The 21,489-nt window shown below is 68.0% G+C and carries 20 protein-coding genes; 15 read left to right on the forward strand and 5 right to left on the reverse strand.

The window, feature by feature from the left end; all coding sequences use genetic code 11:
- The 12 genes from QK291_RS18525 to QK291_RS18580 all read left to right on the forward strand — a co-directional run.
- Positions 1-1,478 (forward strand): hypothetical protein (locus QK291_RS18525; RefSeq protein WP_282384289.1); only part of this gene is annotated, 1,478 nt, incomplete at its 5' end.
- Between the two features lie 6 nt (positions 1,479-1,484).
- Positions 1,485-2,474, forward strand: a complete 990-nt coding sequence (locus tag QK291_RS18530) for an HAD-IIA family hydrolase (protein ID WP_282384290.1) — start codon at positions 1,485-1,487, stop codon at positions 2,472-2,474.
- Between the two features lie 10 nt (positions 2,475-2,484).
- Positions 2,485-2,844 carry a hypothetical protein gene (locus tag QK291_RS18535; protein WP_282384291.1) on the forward strand — a complete coding sequence of 120 codons (360 nt, stop codon included), beginning with the start codon at positions 2,485-2,487 and terminating at the stop codon, positions 2,842-2,844.
- Positions 2,841-3,653, forward strand: a complete 813-nt coding sequence (locus tag QK291_RS18540; protein WP_282384292.1) for a TlyA family RNA methyltransferase — start codon at positions 2,841-2,843, stop codon at positions 3,651-3,653. Before QK291_RS18535 ends, QK291_RS18540 begins: the two co-directional genes overlap by 4 nt.
- Positions 3,654-3,675: 22 nt before the next feature.
- Positions 3,676-4,716, forward strand: coding sequence for an NAD kinase (locus QK291_RS18545; RefSeq protein WP_282384294.1), 1,041 nt, complete (start codon positions 3,676-3,678; stop codon positions 4,714-4,716).
- Between the two features lie 3 nt (positions 4,717-4,719).
- Complete coding sequence (gene recN, locus QK291_RS18550; RefSeq protein WP_282384295.1) at positions 4,720-6,459, forward strand: DNA repair protein RecN; 1,740 nt, start codon at positions 4,720-4,722, stop codon at positions 6,457-6,459.
- A gap of 78 nt (positions 6,460-6,537) precedes the next feature.
- Positions 6,538-8,346: a CTP synthase gene (locus QK291_RS18555; protein ID WP_282384297.1), complete on the forward strand. Its 1,809-nt coding sequence runs from the start codon at positions 6,538-6,540 to the stop codon at positions 8,344-8,346.
- 27 nt (positions 8,347-8,373) lie between these two features.
- On the forward strand, positions 8,374-9,036 hold the full coding sequence (locus QK291_RS18560) for an NUDIX hydrolase (RefSeq protein ID WP_282384299.1): 663 nt from the start codon (positions 8,374-8,376) through the stop codon (positions 9,034-9,036).
- 137 nt (positions 9,037-9,173) lie between these two features.
- Positions 9,174-10,118 carry a site-specific tyrosine recombinase XerD gene (xerD, locus tag QK291_RS18565; protein ID WP_282384316.1) on the forward strand — a complete coding sequence of 315 codons (945 nt, stop codon included), beginning with the start codon at positions 9,174-9,176 and terminating at the stop codon, positions 10,116-10,118.
- Positions 10,119-10,154: 36 nt separating this feature from the next.
- Positions 10,155-10,643, forward strand: a complete 489-nt coding sequence (locus QK291_RS18570) for an 8-oxo-dGTP diphosphatase (RefSeq protein WP_282384301.1) — start codon at positions 10,155-10,157, stop codon at positions 10,641-10,643.
- Between the two features lie 100 nt (positions 10,644-10,743).
- Positions 10,744-11,289, forward strand: a complete 546-nt coding sequence (locus QK291_RS18575) for a hypothetical protein (RefSeq protein WP_282384303.1) — start codon at positions 10,744-10,746, stop codon at positions 11,287-11,289.
- 82 nt (positions 11,290-11,371) lie between these two features.
- The gene (locus QK291_RS18580) at positions 11,372-12,268 is read left to right on the forward strand and encodes a hypothetical protein (protein ID WP_282384305.1); all 897 of its coding nucleotides are present in this window, start codon (positions 11,372-11,374) and stop codon (positions 12,266-12,268) included.
- A gap of 74 nt (positions 12,269-12,342) precedes the next feature.
- On the opposite strand, the gene QK291_RS18585 is transcribed toward QK291_RS18580, so the two are convergent.
- The 4 genes from QK291_RS18585 to QK291_RS18600 form a co-directional block, all read right to left on the reverse strand.
- The gene (locus tag QK291_RS18585) at positions 12,343-13,494 is read right to left on the reverse strand and encodes a bifunctional 2-methylcitrate synthase/citrate synthase (protein ID WP_282384307.1); all 1,152 of its coding nucleotides are present in this window, start codon (positions 13,492-13,494) and stop codon (positions 12,343-12,345) included.
- A gap of 64 nt (positions 13,495-13,558) precedes the next feature.
- On the reverse strand, positions 13,559-14,461 hold the full coding sequence (gene prpB / locus QK291_RS18590; protein WP_282384309.1) for a methylisocitrate lyase: 903 nt from the start codon (positions 14,459-14,461) through the stop codon (positions 13,559-13,561).
- Positions 14,462-15,982, reverse strand: coding sequence for an MmgE/PrpD family protein (locus QK291_RS18595; protein WP_282384310.1), 1,521 nt, complete (start codon positions 15,980-15,982; stop codon positions 14,462-14,464).
- 36 nt (positions 15,983-16,018) lie between these two features.
- Positions 16,019-16,660 carry a GntR family transcriptional regulator gene (locus QK291_RS18600; RefSeq protein ID WP_282384311.1) on the reverse strand — a complete coding sequence of 214 codons (642 nt, stop codon included), beginning with the start codon at positions 16,658-16,660 and terminating at the stop codon, positions 16,019-16,021.
- Between the two features lie 175 nt (positions 16,661-16,835).
- Between QK291_RS18600 and QK291_RS18605 the strand changes: the two genes are divergently transcribed.
- The 3 genes from QK291_RS18605 (at position 16,836) to QK291_RS18615 (ending at position 20,542) form a co-directional block, all read left to right on the forward strand.
- A complete protein-coding gene (locus QK291_RS18605) occupies positions 16,836-18,734 on the forward strand; it encodes a propionyl-CoA synthetase (protein ID WP_282384317.1) in 1,899 nt (632 codons plus the stop codon).
- Positions 18,735-19,360: 626 nt separating this feature from the next.
- Entirely contained in the window at positions 19,361-19,606 is a 246-nt protein-coding gene (locus tag QK291_RS18610; protein ID WP_282384312.1) for an META domain-containing protein, read from the forward strand.
- A 219-nt stretch (positions 19,607-19,825) separates the two neighbouring features.
- Positions 19,826-20,542, forward strand: a complete 717-nt coding sequence (locus QK291_RS18615; RefSeq protein WP_282384313.1) for a hypothetical protein — start codon at positions 19,826-19,828, stop codon at positions 20,540-20,542.
- An 85-nt stretch (positions 20,543-20,627) separates the two neighbouring features.
- Here the strand turns inward: QK291_RS18615 and QK291_RS18620 are convergent, their stop codons facing one another.
- Positions 20,628-21,326 carry a hypothetical protein gene (locus QK291_RS18620; protein ID WP_282384315.1) on the reverse strand — a complete coding sequence of 233 codons (699 nt, stop codon included), beginning with the start codon at positions 21,324-21,326 and terminating at the stop codon, positions 20,628-20,630.
- Between the last annotated feature and the right edge of the window lie 163 nt (positions 21,327-21,489).

The following is a 21,489-nucleotide window of genomic DNA, read 5'->3' on the forward strand; positions in this document are numbered from 1 at the left end:
GTGGCGGGGAGCGCCGCAGCTTTGGTGCCGGTGGCGGCGATCGTGACCGGAAGCCCTTTGGTGATCGTGCCCCGCGTGAGGGTGGCGGGGAGCGTCGCAGCTTTGGTGCCGGCGGCGGGGACCGGAAGCCGCCGTACAGCGGTGGCGGCGATCGTGACCGGAAGCCTTTTGGTGATCGTGCCCCGCGTGAAGGCGGCGGGGAGCGCCGCAGCTTTGGTGCCGGCGGTGCGGACCGCAAGCCCTACAGCGGCGGCGAAAACCGGAAGCCCTTCGGCAGCCGAGACGACCGGCCTGCCCGCAGCTTTGACCGCGGCGACTCCGGTCCCCGCCAGTTCGGCCGCGACCGGGCTGAAGAGCGCCCTGTCCGCGTCCCCAACGCCCGGGACCTCCGCAGCGCCAACCGACCCGACCGCGAGCGTTCACCGCAGATCGACGACGACGTTACGGGCAAGGAACTGGACCGCGCCACGCAGCACCAGATCAAGACGCTCGAGGAGAACAGCGCCGAGTGGGTGGCCCGCCACCTCGTGATGGCCGGCCGCCTCATCGACGACGAACCGGAATTGGCCTTCCAGCACGCCCTGGCAGCCAGCCGCCGCGGAGGCCGCCTCGCGGCCGTCCGGGAAGCCGTGGGCCTGACGGCCTACGCCGCCGGACACTACGGCGAAGCCCTACGCGAGTTCCGCACCTACCGTCGGATCAGCGGCTCCAACATGCACCTGCCCGTCATGGCCGACTGCGAACGTGGACTCGGCCGGCCCGACCGCGCTTTGGAAATGGCACGCTCCGAGGAAGCCAAGGACCTCGACGCCCCCGGCAAGGCGGAACTGGCGATTGTGGCCGCCGGCGCCCGCACCGATCTGGACCAGCTCGATGCTGCCGTCTCCGAACTGGAAATCGCCCAGCTGGACATCAACCGGGCGTTCTCCTACAGCCCGCGGCTGTTCCGAGCCTACGCCGAAGCCCTCGCCGCGGTGGGCCGCACGGCGGAAGCGGAGAAGTGGCAGCGCCAGGCCGCCGTCGCCGAGAACGCCCTCGGCCTCGACGTCTCGGAAGACCCGGACATCATCGATCTTGGCTGGGACGAGGAAGAGGAAGCCCGCGAGGAACAGCAGCAGCGCCGGCTCCTCGCCGAGCAGACCGCACAGCGGTCCGCCGCGGCAGCCCCGCAGGAAGAGTCGCCGCGTGCCGCCAGCGCCGAGGCCGTGGCCGGCCTGCCGGAAACGACGGGGGCAGCCAACGCCCTCGACGAAGGGTCCGACGACGCCGAATCCGACTTCTGGGAGTCCGACGACGCCGAGTCCGATGAGGACTCCGTGGAAAAAGACGCCCTCGACCGCTCCGAGGTCCTCACCGGCGGCGAGTCCCGACACGGCGATGACTCCGGCGAGTCCGGAAACGACGATTCCGGGGACGAGTCCGGAGTCGACGAGTCTCACGACGCCGGCTCCCGCGAGCCGGAACGCTCCGAGGGCTGATCCGGAATGGCTTCACCGGAGCTGATCTCCGCTTTCGACGCCCTGCTCGCCGACCTCGACGGCGTCGTCTACGCGGGACCGCGCGCCATCCCTGGCGCCGTGGAATCGTTGCGCCGGCTCGCCGGGATCGGCGTCGGCCTCGGCTACGTCACCAACAACGCCTCCCGGACGCCGGCGCAGGTGGCGGAGCACCTGCGCGAGCTGGGTGCCCCGGCGGAGGACCACCAGGTGGTCAGCTCCTCGCAGGCCGCGGGCGAGCTGCTCGCGTCGCTGCTGCCCGGGGGTGCCCGGGTGCTGGTCACCGGCGGGGCCTCGCTGGCCCAGGAGATTGAACTCGCCGGTCTGGTGCCGGTCCGCAGTGAGGCGGAGCACCCTGTCGCCGTCGTGCAGGGGTTCCATCCGGACCTCGGGTGGAAGGATCTCGCGGAAGCCGCCTACGTCATTGCCGGCGGGGCCCTGTGGGTGGCCACGAACACGGACATGTCCATTCCCCAGGCCCGGGGCATGGCGCCGGGCAACGGGACCATGGTCGCGGCCGTGGCCGCGGCCACCGGGCAGCGGCCCCTGGTTGCCGGCAAGCCGGAGGCGCCGCTGTTCCACGCCGCCGCGAAACGCCTGGCCGCGGACCGGCCACTGGTCGTCGGCGATCGCCTGGACACCGACATCCTCGGCGGGAACAGGGCCGGTTTCGCCACCGTTGCCGTGCTGACCGGCGTCGACACGCGCGAAACGATCCTCGCCGCCCGCACGCTGGAACGGCCCGGCTACCTCATCCACGACCTCACGGACCTGTTCCGCCCCTACCCGGCCATTGCGGTCGACGGCGGGCAGCACCGCTGCGGCGCGGCTGCCGCCGTGGTGCACGGGCAAACGGTCCGGGTCAGCGGCGATCCCCGCGACCTCGACGCCTGGCGGGCCGCCTGCTCGGCCTGGTGGACCGCCAATCCCGAGACCGCCACTGCCCTGGCGCCGGTCCTGGAGTGGCTGGATCACTAGACTGGGGATCATGACCGAGCCGAACCACGTCACCGGGACGGACCCCATCACCGAGCCGAACCACGTCACCGGGACGGACCCCATCACCGGGACGGACCCCGCCGGGGAAAGCCCCCGGGTCACCTGGCCGGCGCTCCCGGCAGAAGCCGACGATCGCGCAGGGCACGATCCGTCCCGGGACCCCGCCGTCGGCGCACTGCTTCGCCGTCTCGGTGAACTTCCGGATCTCCCCGTGGCCCGCCATGGCGAGATCTACGCGCTCCTGCACGACGACCTGATCGCGGCTCTCAATGAGCCCATCGCAGCACCACCAGCCACAGGCCCGGCCGCGGCCGGACCGACCACCTCACCAGGGGATGCCACAAAATGAGCAGGCTTGACCAGGCCCTCGTCAGCCGCGGGCTGGCGAGGTCGCGCACCCATGCCGCCCGCCTCATCGCAGAAGGCAAGGTCAGTTCGGATGGTGAGGTGCTGGCAAAGGCCTCGCTTCAGATCCAGGACGATACGGTCCTCGACGTCGCAGCCGCCGACGAGGACAACTACGTCAGCCGTGCCGGGCACAAACTGGCCGGGGCGCTTCACGCTTTTCCCGCCGTCGAGGTCGGGGGCAAGCGGTGCCTGGACGCCGGGGCCTCCACGGGCGGATTCACCGAGGTGCTGCTGCGCCGCGGTGCTGCCCACGTCGTGGCCGTCGACGTCGGCCACGACCAGCTGGTCCCCGTCATCCGGCATGACCCGCGCGTTTCGGTCCACGAAGGCCTCAACGTCCGCTACATGACCCCTGAGGAGATCGGCGGACCGGCGGCGCTGACGGTGGCGGACCTGTCCTTCATTTCCCTCACCCTCGTGCTGGCATCCCTGGCGGCGTGCACCGAACCGGGCGGCGATCTCGTCCTGATGGTCAAACCGCAGTTCGAGATCGGCAAGGACCGGCTGGGCCGCACCGGTGTCGTCACCTCGGAGCGGGAGCGCCGCCTCGCCGTGGGCAAAGTCGCGGCGGAGGCCATGGACACCGGACTGGAACTGAAAGGCCTCGCCGGCAGCCCGCTGCCCGGCCAGGACGGAAACGTCGAGTACTTCCTGTGGATAAAGCGCGGGATTCGAACAGACCTGCCTAAGATCGAAGAGCGGGACGCAGCCGTTGCTGCGTTACTCGGAACAATCTGGCCCAAGTACTAGAAGCACCAGAAGGCGGAACCCGATGAGCAGGCGTGTCCTCATCCTTGCCCACACAGGCCGTGAGGAGTCCCTCAAGGCTGCCTGGGAAGCGTGCGCCCAGCTCCACGACTCCGGCATCATTCCCGTGATGCTTAAATCCGAACTCGGCGACATGATCCGCTTCTTCGGCCGCCTCGACCAGCCCGTCGAGATCCTCCATGATCACGTGATGCTGCCCGACGTCGAGCTCGTGATGGTGCTCGGCGGCGACGGGACCATCCTCCGGGCGGCGGAACTGGTGCGCGAGGTCGACGTGCCGCTGCTCGGCGTGAACCTCGGCCACGTGGGGTTCCTGGCCGAGAGCGAGCGGGCGGACCTGGCCCAGACCGTGGAATGGATCGCGAGCCGCGACTACACCGTGGAAGAGCGGATGACCATCGACGTCCAAGTCTGGGTCCGCGGGCAGAAGATCTGGCACACCTGGGCCCTCAACGAGGCCGCGATCGAAAAAGGCAACCGGGAACGGATGCTCGAGGTGGTCACCGAGGTCGACGAACGCCCGCTGACCTCCTTCGGCTGCGACGGCGTTGTCCTGGCCACCCCCACGGGCTCCACCGCCTACGCCTTCTCCGCCGGCGGACCGGTGGTGTGGCCCGAGGTCGAGGCGCTGCTGATTGTGCCGATCAGCGCCCACGCGCTCTTCGCCAAACCGCTGGTGGTCTCACCCCGGTCACGGCTCGCCGTTGAAATCCTGAACCGCACCGATGCCCAGGGCGTGCTCTGGTGCGACGGCCGGCGCTCCGTGGACCTCCCGCCCGGCGCGCGCGTGGAAGTGACCCGCTCCGCCACGCCCGTCCGGCTCGCCCGCACCCACCAGACGCCCTTCTCCGGCCGCCTGGTCCGCAAGTTTGAACTGCCCATCCAGGGCTGGCGCGGACCGATGCCGCAGGCCGCCACGGTCCATACCGGTCCGGTGCCGGTGATCCGCACGCCCCGGCCGAGGCCCCCCCTTCCGACGCCGCCGCAGGCAGGGCAGCCGAACGCAGGGCCGGGCGAGACTCCTGATCCATCGACTGCGAAGTGAACCATGCTTGAAGAACTGAGAATCCGCGACCTCGGTGTCATCACCGACGCTACGCTGCCACTCGGCCCGGGCCTGAGCGTCGTCACCGGTGAAACCGGTGCCGGCAAGACCATGGTGGTGACCGCCGTCGGGCTGCTGCTCGGCGCACGATCCGACGCCGGGGCCGTGCGCAGCGGCGCGAAGAGCGCCTCCGCGGAGGCGACGGTGAGGCTCGACGCCGGGCACCCGGCCGTGGCGCGCGCCCGTGAGGCCGGGGCCGAGGTCGAGGAGTTCGACGGCGGCGCGGAACTGCTGCTCGCCCGCAGCGTGGGCGCGGACGGCCGCAGCCGCGCCTACCTTGGCGGCCGTGCCGCGCCGGTGGGGGTGCTCGGGGAGATCGGGGAAACCCTCGTGGTGGTCCACGGCCAGTCCGGGCAGATCCGGCTCAAGAGCCCGGTCGCGCAGCGCGGCGCCCTCGACAAATTTGCGGGGGAGAGCCTCGCCGCAGCGCTCGGCAGCTACCAGGAGCTGTACGCACACTGGAAGTCCAGCCAGGCCGAGCTGGACGAGCTCCGCAGCGCCGCCCGGGAACGCCTCCGCGAGGCGGAATCCCTCGAGGTGGCCCTGGCCGAGATCGATGCCGTCGACCCGCAGCCGGGGGAGGACGAATCGCTCAAGGCGGAGGCCGTCAAGCTCGCCAACGTCGAGGAACTCCGGATCGCGGCCACCACGGCACACCAGGCGCTCATCGCCGAGGACTTCGGGGACGGCAACGACGCCACCGCCCTGGTCGATGCCGCCAAGCGCACCCTGGAGCACGTCGCCGAGCACGACGAGGAGCTCGGCTCCGCGGCCGCCCGGCTCGCCGAGGTCGGCTTCCTGCTCAACGACATCGCCACCGAACTGGCCAGCTACCAGTCCGCGCTCGACACCGAGGGCCCGGAACGGCTCGCCGAGATCGAGGACCGCCGGGGGGCCCTGGCGAAGCTGGTGCGCAAGTACGCCCCGAGCATCGACGAGGTGCTCGTGTGGGCCGAGCAGTCCCGGGCGCGGTTCCTTGAGCTGCAGGACGACTCCACCCGGATTGAGGCGCTGGAGGCAGGGGTGGCCCGGGCCGCGGCCGAGCTGGCCCAGCAGGCCGCCGGGGTCAGCAAGCTCCGCAAGAAGGCCGCCAAGGCCCTCTCCGCCCGCGTCAGCGCGGAACTCAAGGCCCTGGCGATGGCCGATGCTACCCTGGTCATCACCGTCGACTCCGGCGGGAAACCGGGGCCGCAAGGCGCGGACGAGATCTCCTTCCTGCTCCAGCCGCACTCCGGCGCCCCGGCCCGCCCGCTGGGCAAGGGCGCCTCCGGCGGCGAACTGTCCCGCGTGATGTTGGCCATCGAAGTGGTGCTGGCCGCCGTCGACCCGGTCCCCACCTTCGTCTTCGACGAGGTTGACGCCGGAGTGGGCGGCCGTGCCGCCGTCGAGATCGGACGGCGGCTGGCGATGCTGGCCCGGCACGTCCAGGTGCTCGTGGTGACCCACCTGCCCCAGGTGGCGGCCTTCGCCGACCAGCACATCCGGGTCACCAAGACCTCCGTGCGCGGCGCTGACGGTGCCACCGCCACCGGCTTCACCTCCAGTGACGTCCAGCTCCTCGACGAGCCCGAACGCGTCCGGGAACTGGCCCGCATGCTCGCCGGCCAGGAGGACTCCGAATCCGCCCGGGCCCACGCCCAGGAGCTGCTCGACGACGCCCGGCTTCTGCCGCAGCAGGCCTGAGCACCCCCGTGCGGCGTCCCGGCACCGGGAGGACAACCACAGCTGCTTGCCCCGAACAGACCCCTGGAGGCTGAATTGATGATAGGCTCGAACTCCGTGGTGCAGCGATCAAATTCCCGTGTAAATTCCCGGTTTCCGGGCTCGTCCAAGACGACCAAACACATCTTCGTCACCGGTGGTGTGGCGTCCTCGCTCGGTAAGGGACTGACGGCTTCGAGCCTCGGTCACCTCCTGCGGGCACGCGGTTTGTCTGTAACAATGCAAAAGCTCGATCCCTACCTGAACGTGGATCCGGGCACGATGAACCCCTTCCAGCACGGCGAAGTCTTCGTGACTGACGACGGCGCCGAAACGGACCTCGACATCGGCCACTACGAGCGCTTCCTCGATGAGAACCTCGAGGGCTCGGCCAACGTCACGACCGGCCAGGTCTACTCCACGGTCATCGCCAAGGAACGCCGCGGCGAATACCTCGGCGACACCGTCCAGGTCATCCCGCACATCACCGATGAGATCAAGCGGCGCATGCGGCTTCCCGCCGAGGGCAAGCACGCCCCCGACGTGATCATCACCGAAATCGGCGGCACCGTGGGCGACATCGAGTCGCAGCCGTTCCTCGAGTCCGCCCGCCAGGTCCGCCAGGACATCGGCCGCGGCAATGTGTTCTTCCTGCACGTCTCCCTCGTGCCGTACATCGGCCCGTCGCAGGAATTGAAAACCAAGCCCACGCAGCACTCCGTTGCCGCGCTGCGCTCCATCGGCATCCAGCCCGAGGCGATCGTGATCCGCTCCGACCGCGAAGTCCCGCAGCCGATGCGCGACAAGATCGGCCGCATGTGCGACGTCGACATCGACGCCGTGATCGGCTGCCCGGACGCGCCGAGCATCTATGACATCCCGAAGACCCTGCACTCCCAAGGCCTGGATTCCTACATCGTCCGCGCGCTCGACCTTCCCTTCAAGGACGTCGACTGGACCAGCTGGGACCGGCTCCTCGACGCGGTCCACAACCCCAAGCACGAGGTTGAAATCGCCCTGGTCGGCAAGTACATCGACCTGCCGGACGCCTACCTGTCCGTGACCGAGGCCCTGCGCGCAGGCGGGTTCGCCAACGACACCAAGGTCAAGATCCGCTGGGTCCCCTCGGACGAATGCGAAACCCACGAAGGGGCGGTCAAGTCCCTGGACGGCGTCGACGCGATCTGCGTCCCGGGCGGCTTCGGCATCCGCGGCCTCGAGGGCAAGCTCGGCGCGCTGAAGTATGCCCGTGAGAGCAAGCTCCCGGTCCTGGGCCTCTGCCTGGGCCTGCAGTGCATGGTGATCGAGTACGCCCGCAACGTGGTCGGCCTCGAGGGCGCGTCCTCGTCCGAGTTCGAGCCGGATTCTAAGTACCCGGTGATTGCCACGATGGAAGAGCAGCTGGACATCGTCGACGGCAAGGGCGACCTGGGCGGCACCATGCGTCTGGGCCTGTATGAGGCCAAGCTGGACGAAGGGTCCGTGGTCGCCGAAACCTACGGCACCACCAAGGTCAGTGAACGCCACCGCCACCGCTACGAGGTCAACAACAAGTACCGCGAGCAGATCGCCGCCCAGGGACTGGTGTTTTCCGGAACCTCGCCCGACGGCAAGCTGGTGGAGTACGTGGAGCTTCCCCGCGAAGTCCACCCGTACTACGTGGCCACGCAGGCGCACCCGGAGCTCAGCTCACGCCCGACCCGGCCGCATGCCCTTTTCTCGGGACTGGTGAAGGCGGCCCTGGAGCACCAGAAGGGCACCGGCAGCAAGGTCTCCAAGGCGGATACAGCCGGCACAGAGGCAGGCACGGCAGATCCAGCCACGGCCGCGCCGTCCGCGGCGAAGCCGTCCCCGGCCGTGTCGAAGTAACCCCCAACTGAATCAAAGGACGGCGCGATGCCCGGTAACCCTGAGACCCCCCAAGCTGCACGGCTGGTTTCGGATGAACCGAGCCCGCGCCGTCTTTTGTCGTCCCGGACGGTCTACGAAGGCCGGATCTGGGATGTGGTCAGTGACAGTTTCCAGCTCGACGACGACGGCGATCCGCTCGTCCGGGACTACATCGAACACCCGGGTGCGGTGGCGGTCCTGCCGATGAACGACGACGGCGAGGTGCTCCTGATCAAGCAGTACCGGCACCCCGTCGGCATGGACCTCTGGGAGATCCCGGCCGGGCTTCTGGATGTTGAGGGCGAAGACTTCGTGGCCGGCGCGGCACGGGAACTCGCCGAGGAAGCCGACCTCATAGCCGGCCAGTGGAATGTCCTGGCCGACTTCTTCAATTCCCCCGGGTCCTCCAGCGAGGCTATCCGCATCTACCTTGCCCGGGACCTGAGCGATGTGCCCGGCCACGAACTGCACGTCCGCACCGACGAGGAAGCCGAAATCGAGCTGCACTGGATCCCGCTGGAGGCGGCCGTTGAGGCCGTGCTCGAGGGGCGGCTGCACAACCCGTCCGCCGTCGTCGGAATCCTCGCCGCCGCGGCCGCCCGTGCCGACGGCTTCAAAAGCCTCCGCCCGGGCAACACCCCGTGGCCCGCGCATCCCAGCCAGCGCTGATGGCCGAACCGCTGATCGCCGAGCCCGCGGCTCCGGCCCGGCATCCGGAGCCTGCGCCGCAGGAGGCATCCGGTCCCGGGAAGACCGCCGCCACGGCCCAGCCACCGGCCCGGCCGCTGACAGCAATCGACCGCGCCATGACGGACTACCTGCAGCACATGGGCGTGGAACGGGGCCTCGCGGCCAACACCCTCTCCGCCTACCGGCGGGACCTGGCCCGCTACGCCAGGCACCTCGCCCATACGGGCCGCCAGCGCCCCGACGAGATCACCCGCCACGACGTCACCGGCTTCGTCCAGGCGCTCTCCGACGGGTCCGACGGCGGCTCCACCCTCGGGATCCGGTCGGCGGCCCGGACGGTGGTGGCCGTGCGCGGACTGCATAAATTCTGGGCCCTCGAGGGCGTGACTCCTACCGACCCGGCCAGCGACGTCCACCCGCCCATGCCGGGCAAACGGCTGCCCAAGGCCATCAGCGTCGACGAGGTCACCAGGATCCTGGAGGCGGTCGGAACAGACACCGCCACCGGCCTGCGCGACCGGGCCCTGCTGGAGTTCCTGTACTCCACCGGTGCCCGGATCAGCGAGGCGGTGGGCCTCGACGTCGATGACATCTCCCTGCCCACGGCCGGTCAGGACGGGGACGCCGGTCAGGACGGGGACGCCGGTCCGGCGGTCGTCCGGCTGTTCGGCAAGGGATCCAAGGAACGGCTCGTCCCGCTCGGGTCCTTCGGCGCCCGTGCCCTGGACGCCTACCTGGTCCGGGGCCGGCCGCTGCTGTCCGGCAAGGGCAAGGGGACCCCGGCCCTGTTCCTGAACGCCCGCGGCGGACGGATCAGCCGGCAGAGCGCCTGGACCATCCTCAAGACCGCCGCGGAGAAAGCGAACATCACCAAGGACGTCTCGCCGCACACTCTGCGGCACTCCTTCGCCACGCACCTGCTCGAGGGCGGGGCTGACGTCCGGGTGGTCCAGGAGCTGCTGGGCCACGCCTCGGTCACCACCACGCAGGTCTACACCCTGGTCACGGCAGACACGCTGCGGGAGATCTACGCCGCCGCGCATCCGCGGGCGCTGGGCTAAGGCGCAGGGACGCGGCGCGCCGCTAGGCTTGCCTTCATGGCCTCCACCCCCGTCACCCTATGTTTTCTGCTCCGCGACGCAGGCTCACGCACCGAGGTGCTGCTGGGGCTCAAGCGGACCGGATTCGGCACGGGCAAGATCGTGGGCATTGGCGGCCACGTTGAGGCGGGGGAGAGCGATGCCGAAGCGGTCGTCCGCGAAGTCTGGGAGGAAGCCGGCGTCGTTGTCCGGCAGGAGGACCTGGCCGACGCCGGCGCCGTCGAGTTCCTGTTCCCCACCCGTCCCGAGTGGAATATGTACTGCCGGCTCTTCACCACCCGGCACTGGGAGGGCGAGCCGGCGGAGAGGCCCGAGATAACGCCCGAGTGGTTCGATACCGGCGCGCTGCCGCTGCACCTGATGTGGCAGGATGCGGAGCACTGGCTGCCGGCCGCGCTGGCCGGGGAGGTGCACAACGTCGTCGTTGTCCTGAACGAGGACAACGAGACTGTGGCCTCGGTCGAAAAACTTACCGGGGAAATGTAACCCCGGCGGACCTGCCGGAAACAACACAGGTAGCCTGCAGCTCATCACACTACTTTTCAGGGGGATAAAGACGTATGCGGACTGGCCTGCCGGCTACAAAGTGAGCTTCAACTACCCGGCGGCGTGGCAGCTCGCTGACGCGTCGCTGGAGAGTTCTTCCCTTGCCAACGGGACGGGGACTTCCCTCACGGATGCGAACGGCAGGGAAGTGGCACGGCTGGCCCACGGCGACACCAACGACTGGAGCACCAGCGGCTGGCTCAACACTGCACCGTACAAGTTGCTCGACAGCCAGCCGATGCCCGGGCTGCCGGTAGATCCTGCGACACCGGAACAAGGAACCCCAAGGTTTGTCTACGTCGCCATGACCTCCGCAGCCAATGACGGGGGCCCCGTGCAGGCGGGGATCGGAGTCACGAACCGCATTGGCGGACAGGACGGGATAGGCTGCGTTCTTGACCTGGCCGTCGCGGGACCCGGTGCCCTGGAGTTTTACAGCTTCGGAAACCGCCGCCCTCCTGGCGGACCGCTCTGGGGGCTTTATAACTTCCGGACGATGGACGAGGCCCTGGCATTCAGCACCACGCAGGCCTTCAAGGACCTCAAAGCGGTCATCACCTCGCTCACCGTGACCAGGCTCTACTAGTGGCGTCTCCGCTGCGGTGCGGGCCCGGCAACGGGACACCGGCCGTGCGACGAATCAACAGCACACAAGATGGGGGACGGACATGGATCCGGACATAGATTCGACCAACGGGACCGCGGACAGGGTCTTCAGCGACGACGGAGTGGGACCGGGTTCCTCTGCGGCCGTTGCCCCGCGCCGCCGCTGGCCCTGGATCACGGCGATCCTGGCCCTTGCGGTGGCCGCGGGCACGGCCGGCGTCCTCGTGGCCGGCAATCTGGCGTCCGCACCGGAGCAGGCGGGACCGGCCGGAGGGACGACGGCTCCGTCCGCTTCGGCCTCGCTGTCGGCGCCTCCAACTGGGGCGACGGGCGCGGCGGCTTCGGCGAGTCCAGTCATCCCGCAGGACGCGGCAACATCCCCGGCAACCCAGGGTACCGTCGCCGGGCCCGCGCCGGGGCGCTACAGCAGCTCCGCCGCCGGAGTCTCCTTCGACCTGCCCGCCGGCTGGACGGCGGAGGAATCCACCGTCGGGGCCGGCGGCAATCCCGGGACCCGCGTCATCATCTTCAACGAAGCCCGCATGCAGGTGGCGGAGCTCTACCACGGCGCCGCCGGCGGGGTGGGGGGCGCATGCGGCCCGGGTCCTTACCCCATGGCCGAGCTGGACACGGCGCCTGCCCTGGGCAGCCAGTGGGCCACGGCCGCGGGCGTGCGGTTTTCCTACCGCGTCCTTGACATGAGGGCCGACGGCGGTGCCTTCGATTACCAAATCGGACTGGTCGACAACCTGAGTGGACAGCTGAAGGACAGCTGCCTGATGTACTCCTTCGCCGCCGGTGCGCCGCAGGGCACGCTGTCCTTCGCCAACCGGGCGGCCCAGAGTCCGGCACACGATGACCCCGTGTTCAACTCGCTGGCCGAGGCTAAGGCCTACCTCCTGGCACCCGAGTACCGGAAGCTCAAAGGCATGATCCTCAGCCTGGAGATGCGGGACTAGCAACAAACGACAAGCCGGCCGGCCACCTCCCCGAGGTGACCGGCCCGCCGTCGTGCGTGCGGCAGGAACCGGGGCTACGCCAGGTGCCGTTCCTCGACGCCGTTGTATTCGCTCAGCGGGCGGATCAGGGAATTCGCATCCAGCTGCTCCATGATGTGCGCCGTCCAGCCGGTGATGCGGCTGGCGACGAACAGCGGAGTGAAGGTCGGGGTGTCGAAACCCATCAGGTGGTACGTGGGACCGGCGGGGTAGTCGAGGTTGGGCTTGATGGCCTTGGCCTCGTCCATCGCCGACTCCAGGCCGTTGTACAGCCCCAGCAGTTCCGGCCTGCCGTAGTGCGCGATCATCTTGTCCAGGGCCGCCTTCATGGTGGGCACCCGGGAGTCGCCGTGCTTGTACACGCGGTGCCCGAAGCCCATGACCTTCTTCTTGTGCGCCAGGGCATCCTCCATCCACGCCTTCGCGCGGGTGGCGGCCTCATCGAGGGATTCCTCCGGACGGATGCCGATCTCATCGAAGGTGTGCATTACGGCCTCGTTGGCGCCGCCGTGCAGCGGGCCCTTCAGCGCGCCGATCGCCCCGGTCACGGCCGAATGCAGGTCCGAGAGGGTCGAGGTGATCACCCGGGCCGTGAACGTCGAGGCGTTGAAGGAGTGCTCGGCGTACAGGATCATGGAGACGTTGAACGCCTCGACGACCTCCTGGACCGGCTCCTCGCCAAAGGCCATCCAGAGGAAGTTGGCGGAGTAGCCCAGATCGTCGCGGGGCTCCATTGGTTCAATGCTGCGTCCGTCAGCGTGACGGCGGCGCTGGTCGTAGGACACCACTGCCGGCATCGCGGCGAACAGGTCCACGGCCTTGGCCATGTTCGCCCCGCGGGAGGAGTCCTCCGCGAGGGGGTGCCGGGCACCCATCACGGAGGCAGCCGTGCGGCAGACGTCCATCGGGTGCGAGGACGTCGGCAGCGCGTCGATGACCTGCTTGACCACGGGGTCCAGCGCACGTCCGGCACGTTCCCGTGCCGTGAACTCCGCCAGCTGCTCCGGATCCGGCAGTTCGCCGTTCCAGAGCAGGTAGGCGACTTCCTCGAAGCTGCACTTGGCGGCCAGCTCCTGCACGGGGTACCCGCGGTACAGCAGTGAATTGGTATCCGGGTTCACCTTGGACACCGCGGTGTAATCCACCACGACGCCGGCGAGGCCCTTTTTGATCTCTTGTTCAGCCATGCTGAAACTCCTTTGTTCCTGTCGCCTGTTGAACCGGCCGGAGCCGGAAGTCCGATGCGGGGGCTTACTGACCCGGGATCTGGAAATTGAAGACCCCGGTGTCGAAGCTGTTGTACGCCTCATAGTCCACGAGGTCATACAAACGCGCCCGGGTCAGCATGTTCCCGACCTGGGCCTCCTGGGTACCGTCAGCCTTGATCGATTCCAGCGTACGCTCCGCAGCGCCCATGGCACTACGGAGCAGCGTCACCGGATAGATGATCATGTTGACGCCGACTTCGGCGAGCTGTTCCACCGTGAACAGGGCACTCTGCCCGAACTCGGTCATGTTGGCCAGGATCGGCACGTCGACGGCGTTACGGATCGCCTGGAACTCGCTGAGGTCCTTCATGGCTTCCGGGAAGATGGCGTCCGCCCCGGCCTCCACGAGCGCCCTGGCGCGGTCCTGCGTTGCCTTCAGCCCGTCCGTGGCGCGGATGTCGGTCCGCGCCATGATCAGGAAGTTCGGGTCACGCCGGGCGTCGGCCGCCGCGCGGATGCGCTTGGTGGCTGTGTCCAGGTCCACCACGTTCTTGCCATCGAGGTGGCCGCAGCGCTTCGGGTTGAACTGGTCCTCGATGTGGAGGCCGGCGAGGCCGGCGTTCTCAAGCTCCTGGACCGAGCGGGCCACGTTCATCGGCTCGCCGAAGCCGGTGTCGGCGTCGACGATGCTGGGCAGGTCCGTCATCCGGGCGATCTGCCCGGCGCGGGTGGCCACCTCGGTGAGCGTGGTCAGCCCGATGTCGGGCAGGCCCAGGTCGTTGGCCAGGACGGCGCCGGAGATGTAGACCCCGGCGAAGCCCTTTTCCTCGATCAGCCGGGCCGAGAGCGGGTTGAACGCGCCGGGGAACTGCTGGATCGTCCCGGAGGCCAGGAGCTCGCGGAAGCGGACGCGCTTCTGCTCCGGGGTGACCTTCGAGTACAGCATTTAGAAGAGTCCCTTCGGTGCGGCGGCCAGGTCGATCACGCCGTCGGCGGCCTGGATGTTGAGCTGGTCCAGCTCACCGGCAGCCAGCTCGGGCAGGCGGGCGGCGGCGGCCAGGAAGCGGTCGATTTCCGCTTCGGCGACGAGGCCGGCGGCGAGGGTGCGGAACTTGTTCACGTACTGCTCCCGGGCGAACGGCCGGGCGCCCAGCGGGTGGGCATCGGCGACGGCGATCTCGTCGGTGATCACCGTGCCGTCCTTGAGCGTGATGACAACGGTCCCGCCGAAGGCCTTCTCCGCGATGTCCAGGGAGTGGTAGCGGCGGGTCCATTCCGGGTCCTCGACGGTGGTGACCTTGTGCCACAGCTCGACGGTGTCCGGGCGCGTGGCGCGCGCCGGGGCGTAGGAATCGACATGGTGCCAGGCACCGTCCTGCAGGGCAACCGTGAAGATGTACGGGATGGAGTGGTCCAGTGTTTCGCGGCTGGCCGTGGGGCTGTACTTCTGCGGATCGTTGGCGCCGGAGCCGATCACGTAGTGCGTGTGGTGGCTGGTCTTGATCAGCACGGACTCCACGTTGGCCGGGTCCGTGACCTCCGGGTGCCCGCCGTGGAGCTTGCGCGCCAGGTCGATCCAGGCCTGGGCCTGATACTCGGCGGAGTGCTCCTTGGTGTAGGTGTCCATGATGGCGCGCTTGGTTTCGCCCGGGGTCGGCAGCGGCACGGTGTAGGAGGCGTCGGGGCCGTCCAGCATCCAGGCGATGACGCCGTCCTCGCCTTCGTAGATCGGCACGGGGGAGGTCTGGCCGCGCATGGCCCGGTCCGCGGATTCGACGGCCATCTTGCCGGCAAACGCGGGGGCGTGCGCCTTCCAGGTGGAGATCTCGCCCTTGCGGGACTGCCGGGTGGCGGTGGTGGTGTGCAGGGCCTGGCCGATGGACTGGAAGATGGTCTCGACGTCCAGTCCCAGCAGGGTGCCGATGCCGGCGGCGGCGGAGGGGCCGAGGTGCGCGACATGGTCGATCTTGTGCTTGTGCAGGCAGATCGCCTTGACCAGGTTGACCTGGATCTCGTAGCCGGTGGCGATGCCCCGGATCAGGTCCTGGCCGCTGGCACCCACGTGCTGGGCGACGGCGAGGATCGGGGGAATGTTGTCGCCCGGGTGGGAGTAGTCCGCGGCGAGGAAGGTGTCGTGGTAGTCGAGCTCGCGGACGGCCACGCCGTTGGCCCAGGCAGCCCACTCGGGGGCAACCCGCTCTTCGATGCCGAAGACCTTCGAGCCCTGGCCGCCGGTGGTGGGGCCGTGGGTCAGGGCCTGGGCGCGGGCTGCGACGATCGGGGCACGGTTCAGCGAGGCAATCGCGACCGAGGCGTTGTCGATCACCCGGTTGATCACCATGTCGGTGACCTCGGCGGAGACGGCGACGGGATCGGCGGCCACCTGGGCGATCTTGAAGGCGAGCTGGTCCTCGCGGGGCAGGTTTTCCTCGCTCTTGTAAACGCGGACGTGGTGTTCCTTGACCATGGTGCTCCTTTGAATGCGGTTTATAGAGGTGGGTTGCTACTGAGGTGTGTGCGTGGCTTTGACGTGGGAAAGGCTGCGGTGCAGGTGGAGTGTGGTGGCGGCCTCCGCGAGCCGGGGGTTGCCGGCGGCGATCGCCTCGGCGATGGCGGCATGCTCGGCGGCGGCCGCAGTGAGCCGTTCGGCGTCGTCGGCCGCCAGCCGGCGGACCCGGACCAGGTGGACGCGCAGGCTGCGCATCGCCTGGGCGAGGTAGGAGTTGTGGATTGCGGCGTCGATGGCGGTGTCCAGCCGTCCGACCAGGCCGTAGTAGTCGTGCCGGGCCGGATCCCCGGCGCTGATCAGCGAGGGGGCCTGGCACAGTTCGTTGCGGAGCCGTTCGAAGGTTGCGGCGTCGCCGCGTTCGGCGGCCAGCGCCGCCGCCTTGCCCTCGAGGGTTTCGCGCAGCTCGAAGAGTTCGTCGATGTCCTCCAGCGAGATGTCGGTAACGACGACGCCGCGGCCGCCCGCCGTCGTCGTCAGGCCCTCCGCGGTGAGCCGGCTCAGGGCCTCCCGCAGCGGGGTGCGGGAGATGCCGAGCCGCTCGGACTGCTCCACTTCGGCGAGTACCGTCCCCGGCGCGAGGCGCCACTCGATGATGTCGTCGCGCAGGGCCGCGTAGGCCTTGTCACTGGCGCGCATCCTGACTCCTTTGTTGGCTGACGCTGTCCACTGTATACATGAATGTTCCTTTTGCCCAGTATTCTGCCTGAATTGAGGTCGGGGCTGGCAGCTTTGTATACATAGACCTTGTGCCGTGAGCCGGGACGGGGCTACCATGAGCACCATCACATCGTCGTGGACGGGACTCATTTTCATGGTTAGCAAGAATTACCGGGACAGCTACGCACGCAGCCTGGAGACGCCCGAAGCATTCTGGCTGGAAGCCGCAGGGAAGGTCTCGTGGACCACTCCACCGCAGCGTGCCCTCGATTCCGGCAGGAAGCCGCTGTACGACTGGTTCCCCGATGGCGTGCTCAACACCTCCTACAACGCGCTGGACCGCCACGTGGAGCAGGGGAGGGGCGGGCAGGACGCCCTGATCTATGACTCCGCCATGCTCGGCACGCAGCAGCGCTTCAGCTACGCGGAGCTCACGGACCTCGTCGCCCGGTTCGCCGGTGTCCTGCGCAGCCACGGGGTGGGCAGGGGCGACCGTGTTGTGATCTACATGCCGATGATCCCCGAGGCGGCCATCGCGATGCTCGCCACGGCCCGGCTCGGCGCCGTGCACTCGGTCGTCTTCGGCGGCTTCGCCCCGAAGGAACTCGCCGCCCGCATCCGCGACGCCGCCCCCGCCGCGGTGGTCACGGCCTCCGGCGGCATCGAACCGTCGCGCCGGATCGAGTACCTCCCCGCCGTCGCGGAAGCCCTCGGCCTGGCCGGGGTGCCGGAGACCCCCGTCCTGGTGAAGGGCCGCATTGGCTTCGCCTCCTCCGCCGCCGACCACGCCGGCTGGCTGGACTGGGACTCCGAGATGGCCTCCGCCGCGCCCGCCGCGCCGGTCGACGTCAAGGCCACCGATCCGCTGTACATCCTCTACACCTCCGGAACCACCGGCGCCCCCAAGGGCGTCGTGCGGGACAACGGCGGCCACGCCGTGGCGCTCAGCTGGACTCTGGAGAACATCTACGACATCGGACCCGGCGATGTGATGTGGACGGCCTCCGACGTCGGCTGGGTGGTGGGGCATTCCTACATCGTGTACGGCCCGCTGCTGGCCGGCGCCACGACGGTCCTCTACGAGGGCAAGCCCGTGGGCACCCCCGACGCCGGGGCGTTCTGGCGCGTCATCCAGGACCACAAGGTCAACGTGCTGTTCACCGCGCCCACCGCCGTGCGCGCTATCCGGAAGGCCGACCCCGAGGCCAGTCTGCTCGGCGGGTACGACATTTCCAGCCTGCGCACTCTGTTTGCCGCCGGTGAACGGCTCGACACCGACACCTTCCACTGGGCCTCCCGGATCCTGGGCGTCCCGGTCGTGGACCACTGGTGGCAGACAGAGACCGGCTGGGCCATCTGCGCCAACCCGCGCGGGCTCGACGGGCTGCCGATCAAGGCCGGCTCGCCCAGTGTGCCGATGCCTGGCTTCAAGCTGAACATCGTCGACGGGTCGGGGACGGACGTCGAGGCGGGGACGGAGGGCAACATCGTCCTGGCGCTTCCGCTGCCGCCGGGCACGCTCACGACGCTCTGGGGCGACGACGAACGCTACATCTCCTCGTACCTGCAGGCGTTCGAGGGCTACTACGCCACCGGCGACTCCGGCTACCGGGACGAGGACGGCTACCTCTTCGTGATGGGCCGCACCGACGATATCATCAACGTCGCCGGCCACCGCCTGTCCACCGGCGCCATGGAACAGGTCATCGGCCAGCACCCGGCCGTCGCCGAATGTGCCGTGATCGGGCTCGCGGACCCGTTGAAGGGCCAGCGTCCCAGCGGCTATGTGGTGCTGAAATCAGGGGTCGATGTGCCCGAGGAGATCCTGGTCAAGGACCTCATTGCGTTGGTCCGGCGCGACATCGGCGCCGTTGCCGACTTCAAGCACGTCACCGTGGTGGAAGCCCTGCCCAAAACCCGCTCCGGCAAGATCCTGCGCAAGACCATGCGCCAGATTGCCGACGGCGAGGACTACGTGGTGCCCTCCACGATCGAGGACGCCGGCGTGATCGAGCAGCTCATCGGAACGCTCCGGCCCGCCGCGGGGGAGTAGCTGCGGAGTAGCGGTGTCACGTGTCACGCTGAGCAGGCTTTTGGATCCCCCCTCGGCTCCGACGGCGTGATTCCGCTGCCGGGGCCGGGCGGCAGCGGCGAAAGTCTGCAATGAGTGACGGGCTATTTTCCGGCTGTCGCAGTTCTTCCCGGTATGGGGCAGTGTCAGTTTCCGAAGTCGTCTGCACGGAATGTGCACACTCATCTGCACGACCCACAAGATGTCCGTAAGGGGGAACCTCGAACGGGACCCTTTCGGGATTCATGAAAAACTCGGCCGTCTGCGTATAGGCTCCCATCAACGTCCACCTTCAGGGGAGCACAATGAAGCGCAATCGGTTGTGGCAATACACGGTTCCCCTCCTACTTCTCGGCATGCTGTTGACATCTTGCGGAGACACGAAAACGGGCGAACCGGGAACTGCCATACCCGCGCCCAGCTCCACCAGCTCGGCTACGTCCACCAGCTCAACCCTTGGCTCAACCAGCACAACGCCACCCCAAGAAACATGTACGGCGTTCCTACCAACGACCCAGTGTTCCCGATACGCCAGTGTTTCCGGCACGGCCGGCGGCAATGATCTACCCTGGGCGGCATCCGGCGGCGTCAAGGCATGGTTGACCTCCGTGAACGGAGAGCTTCAGTTGACCGCGGCTACCAGATGCGGCCCCCTGGGCGGGCAGGCGACAATCACCGGGAACACGCTTACTGTCAAGAACATTGCCACCGGAGCGATGGGGTGCGCGGGCGATGTCGGCGAACAGCACCTGTGGGTGATGGAGTTCCTGAAGCGACCCATCGAACTGACATTCAGCCAGGGCACTCTCAGCTGGAAGAGCGGAACAGACACACTCAGCTTCGAGAGCGAGTAACAGCCCCGCCCACCCACTTCGGTCTTCCTTGTGCGAACCGCAACTGGATAGGACGAACCGATCCCTAAGCATGGCCGCTCTCGTGGGACGCGCGTCCCTAAGTCGGCCCCGTTAAGGGATGGCTTATGGTGCATTGACAAGAAACCAGAGGCTCGCTGACAGTAGTTCATGGACACAACGGCGCGGGATAGAAGGATTCGGGTCGGCGCCGGAGCGGTCATGGTCGGCCTCGCCGTTCTGTCAGTGATCATAATTTTTAGCTCCGCCCAGCGCCCCGAGACGGACATCCTCCTGGTCGTCATCGTCAGCATCCAAGCCCTGCTCACTCTCTGCCTCGGTGCTTGGCTGGTGTCGGGCAAACGTGGCACGTCAGAATTGGTTCCGGTTCCCGGCCGCTGGAGAAGAATATTTCTCCTCCTGGTCATTCTGCTCGGCGCAGTGTTTTTTGTCTGGCAACTGGTAGTTGACCCCAGCGGGTTGCTGCCAGTCGCGTTTTGGCCAAGCCTGATCGCCTCGGCAATACTTTTGCAGTTCGGCGCCGGCCGCCATCACTTCCAAAACCAAGAGCAATGGACCACTGCCTTGTCCCCGGAGGACGCCCTTGCGACTCTATTGCGCGCTTTTACCCAGCCCGGATTGACCGTTCTAACTCAAGGTGCGGACGTCTGGGTCGAAATCAGCCAAGATTGGCAGGGCGACTGGCGTCACGGAGATGCTGCCGGACGACTTAGGGTTCGTCCTCACATCCGTTTCGTTATCGAGACCGCCGACGAGGGAACTCTCGTCACCGCATTCAGCCGAGAAGCCCAGTTGGGAATGTACGACGTGCTGAAACTAGCGGACGAGATGAGCGACTCCGGGGTTGCCCTGGCGAAACAAGCCACTTCCTCTTCGAGACCGGATGGAGAACGAGGAGACGCTAAACGCACCCTCTAATGCAACGCCGCCCGGTCTCATGAGCACTCGAAGGGCGTCCGCTCAAGGATCCTTTACCGAACGCTGCCGAGGAACCCCGCAATGCCTAAATCACGGCTCCGTGGTTGGGCCGCAGCCGTCGTAATCGCTGGGGGAGGCGTCCGGCCCAGTAACCGATCATCAGTCCGACGGTGGCGCCCCCGCCTGCGAGGGTCCAAGGGGAGGACCATGAGCCCTCCGGAGTGGGGATCGCGAAGACGACCACAACGGTGGCTACGCCCAGGACAAGTTCGACGGCAGCCTGCAGCGGCTTGGCCCGGTACTCCGGGTAGGCCAGCCGGACCAGGGGAATCACCGGCAGCAGGAACAGGCCCAGGCTGGGGAAAGGGTAGATCGCATTGAACGTGAAGATCACCAGGCCCAGCACCAGCAGGCCGAGGAACTCCAGCAGCTGGCCAATCCTTATCGGGTTCTCCGGAGTCCACCGACTCAGCAGCAAGCCCCAGGCCGGGAGCCCGAGCAACCAGCCGCCAGCCCAGAACCCTAAGTTCATCAGCGCCAGGGCAGCAAGAAGGACGCCGGGCAGCAGAAACGCACCGGCTTGTCGCAAGGGCAGCTTTCCGGTTGGGCCAAAGATGCAGGCCCCGATTAGTAGGTAGGTCACCACATAGCCGGGCAGCAGCCGTATCGGCGGCACCTGGGTCAGACCGAACAGGAGTAGCGCCATCGAGACGACCATGACGCATACAGCGGCGAAGGTCCATGGGCGGCGTGCACGAGCGGCTTTTGCATCCCCCAATGTCATGAATCGCACTCTACCGGCTTCGATGCTTTACCCCTGGAAACGCTAGCGACGTGGGGATAGGTGGACTGCAATGGTGCGGCGCCCGCAGGCCGATCCCCCAGCGGGCGAGGTCAAGTCCATTTGCGTGGTGTAACGCGGTTGCCGCGTGATTCTTGATTTTGGT

Source organism: Arthrobacter sp. AL12, assembly GCF_029960645.1.
Classification (GTDB): Bacteria; Actinomycetota; Actinomycetes; order Actinomycetales; family Micrococcaceae; genus Arthrobacter.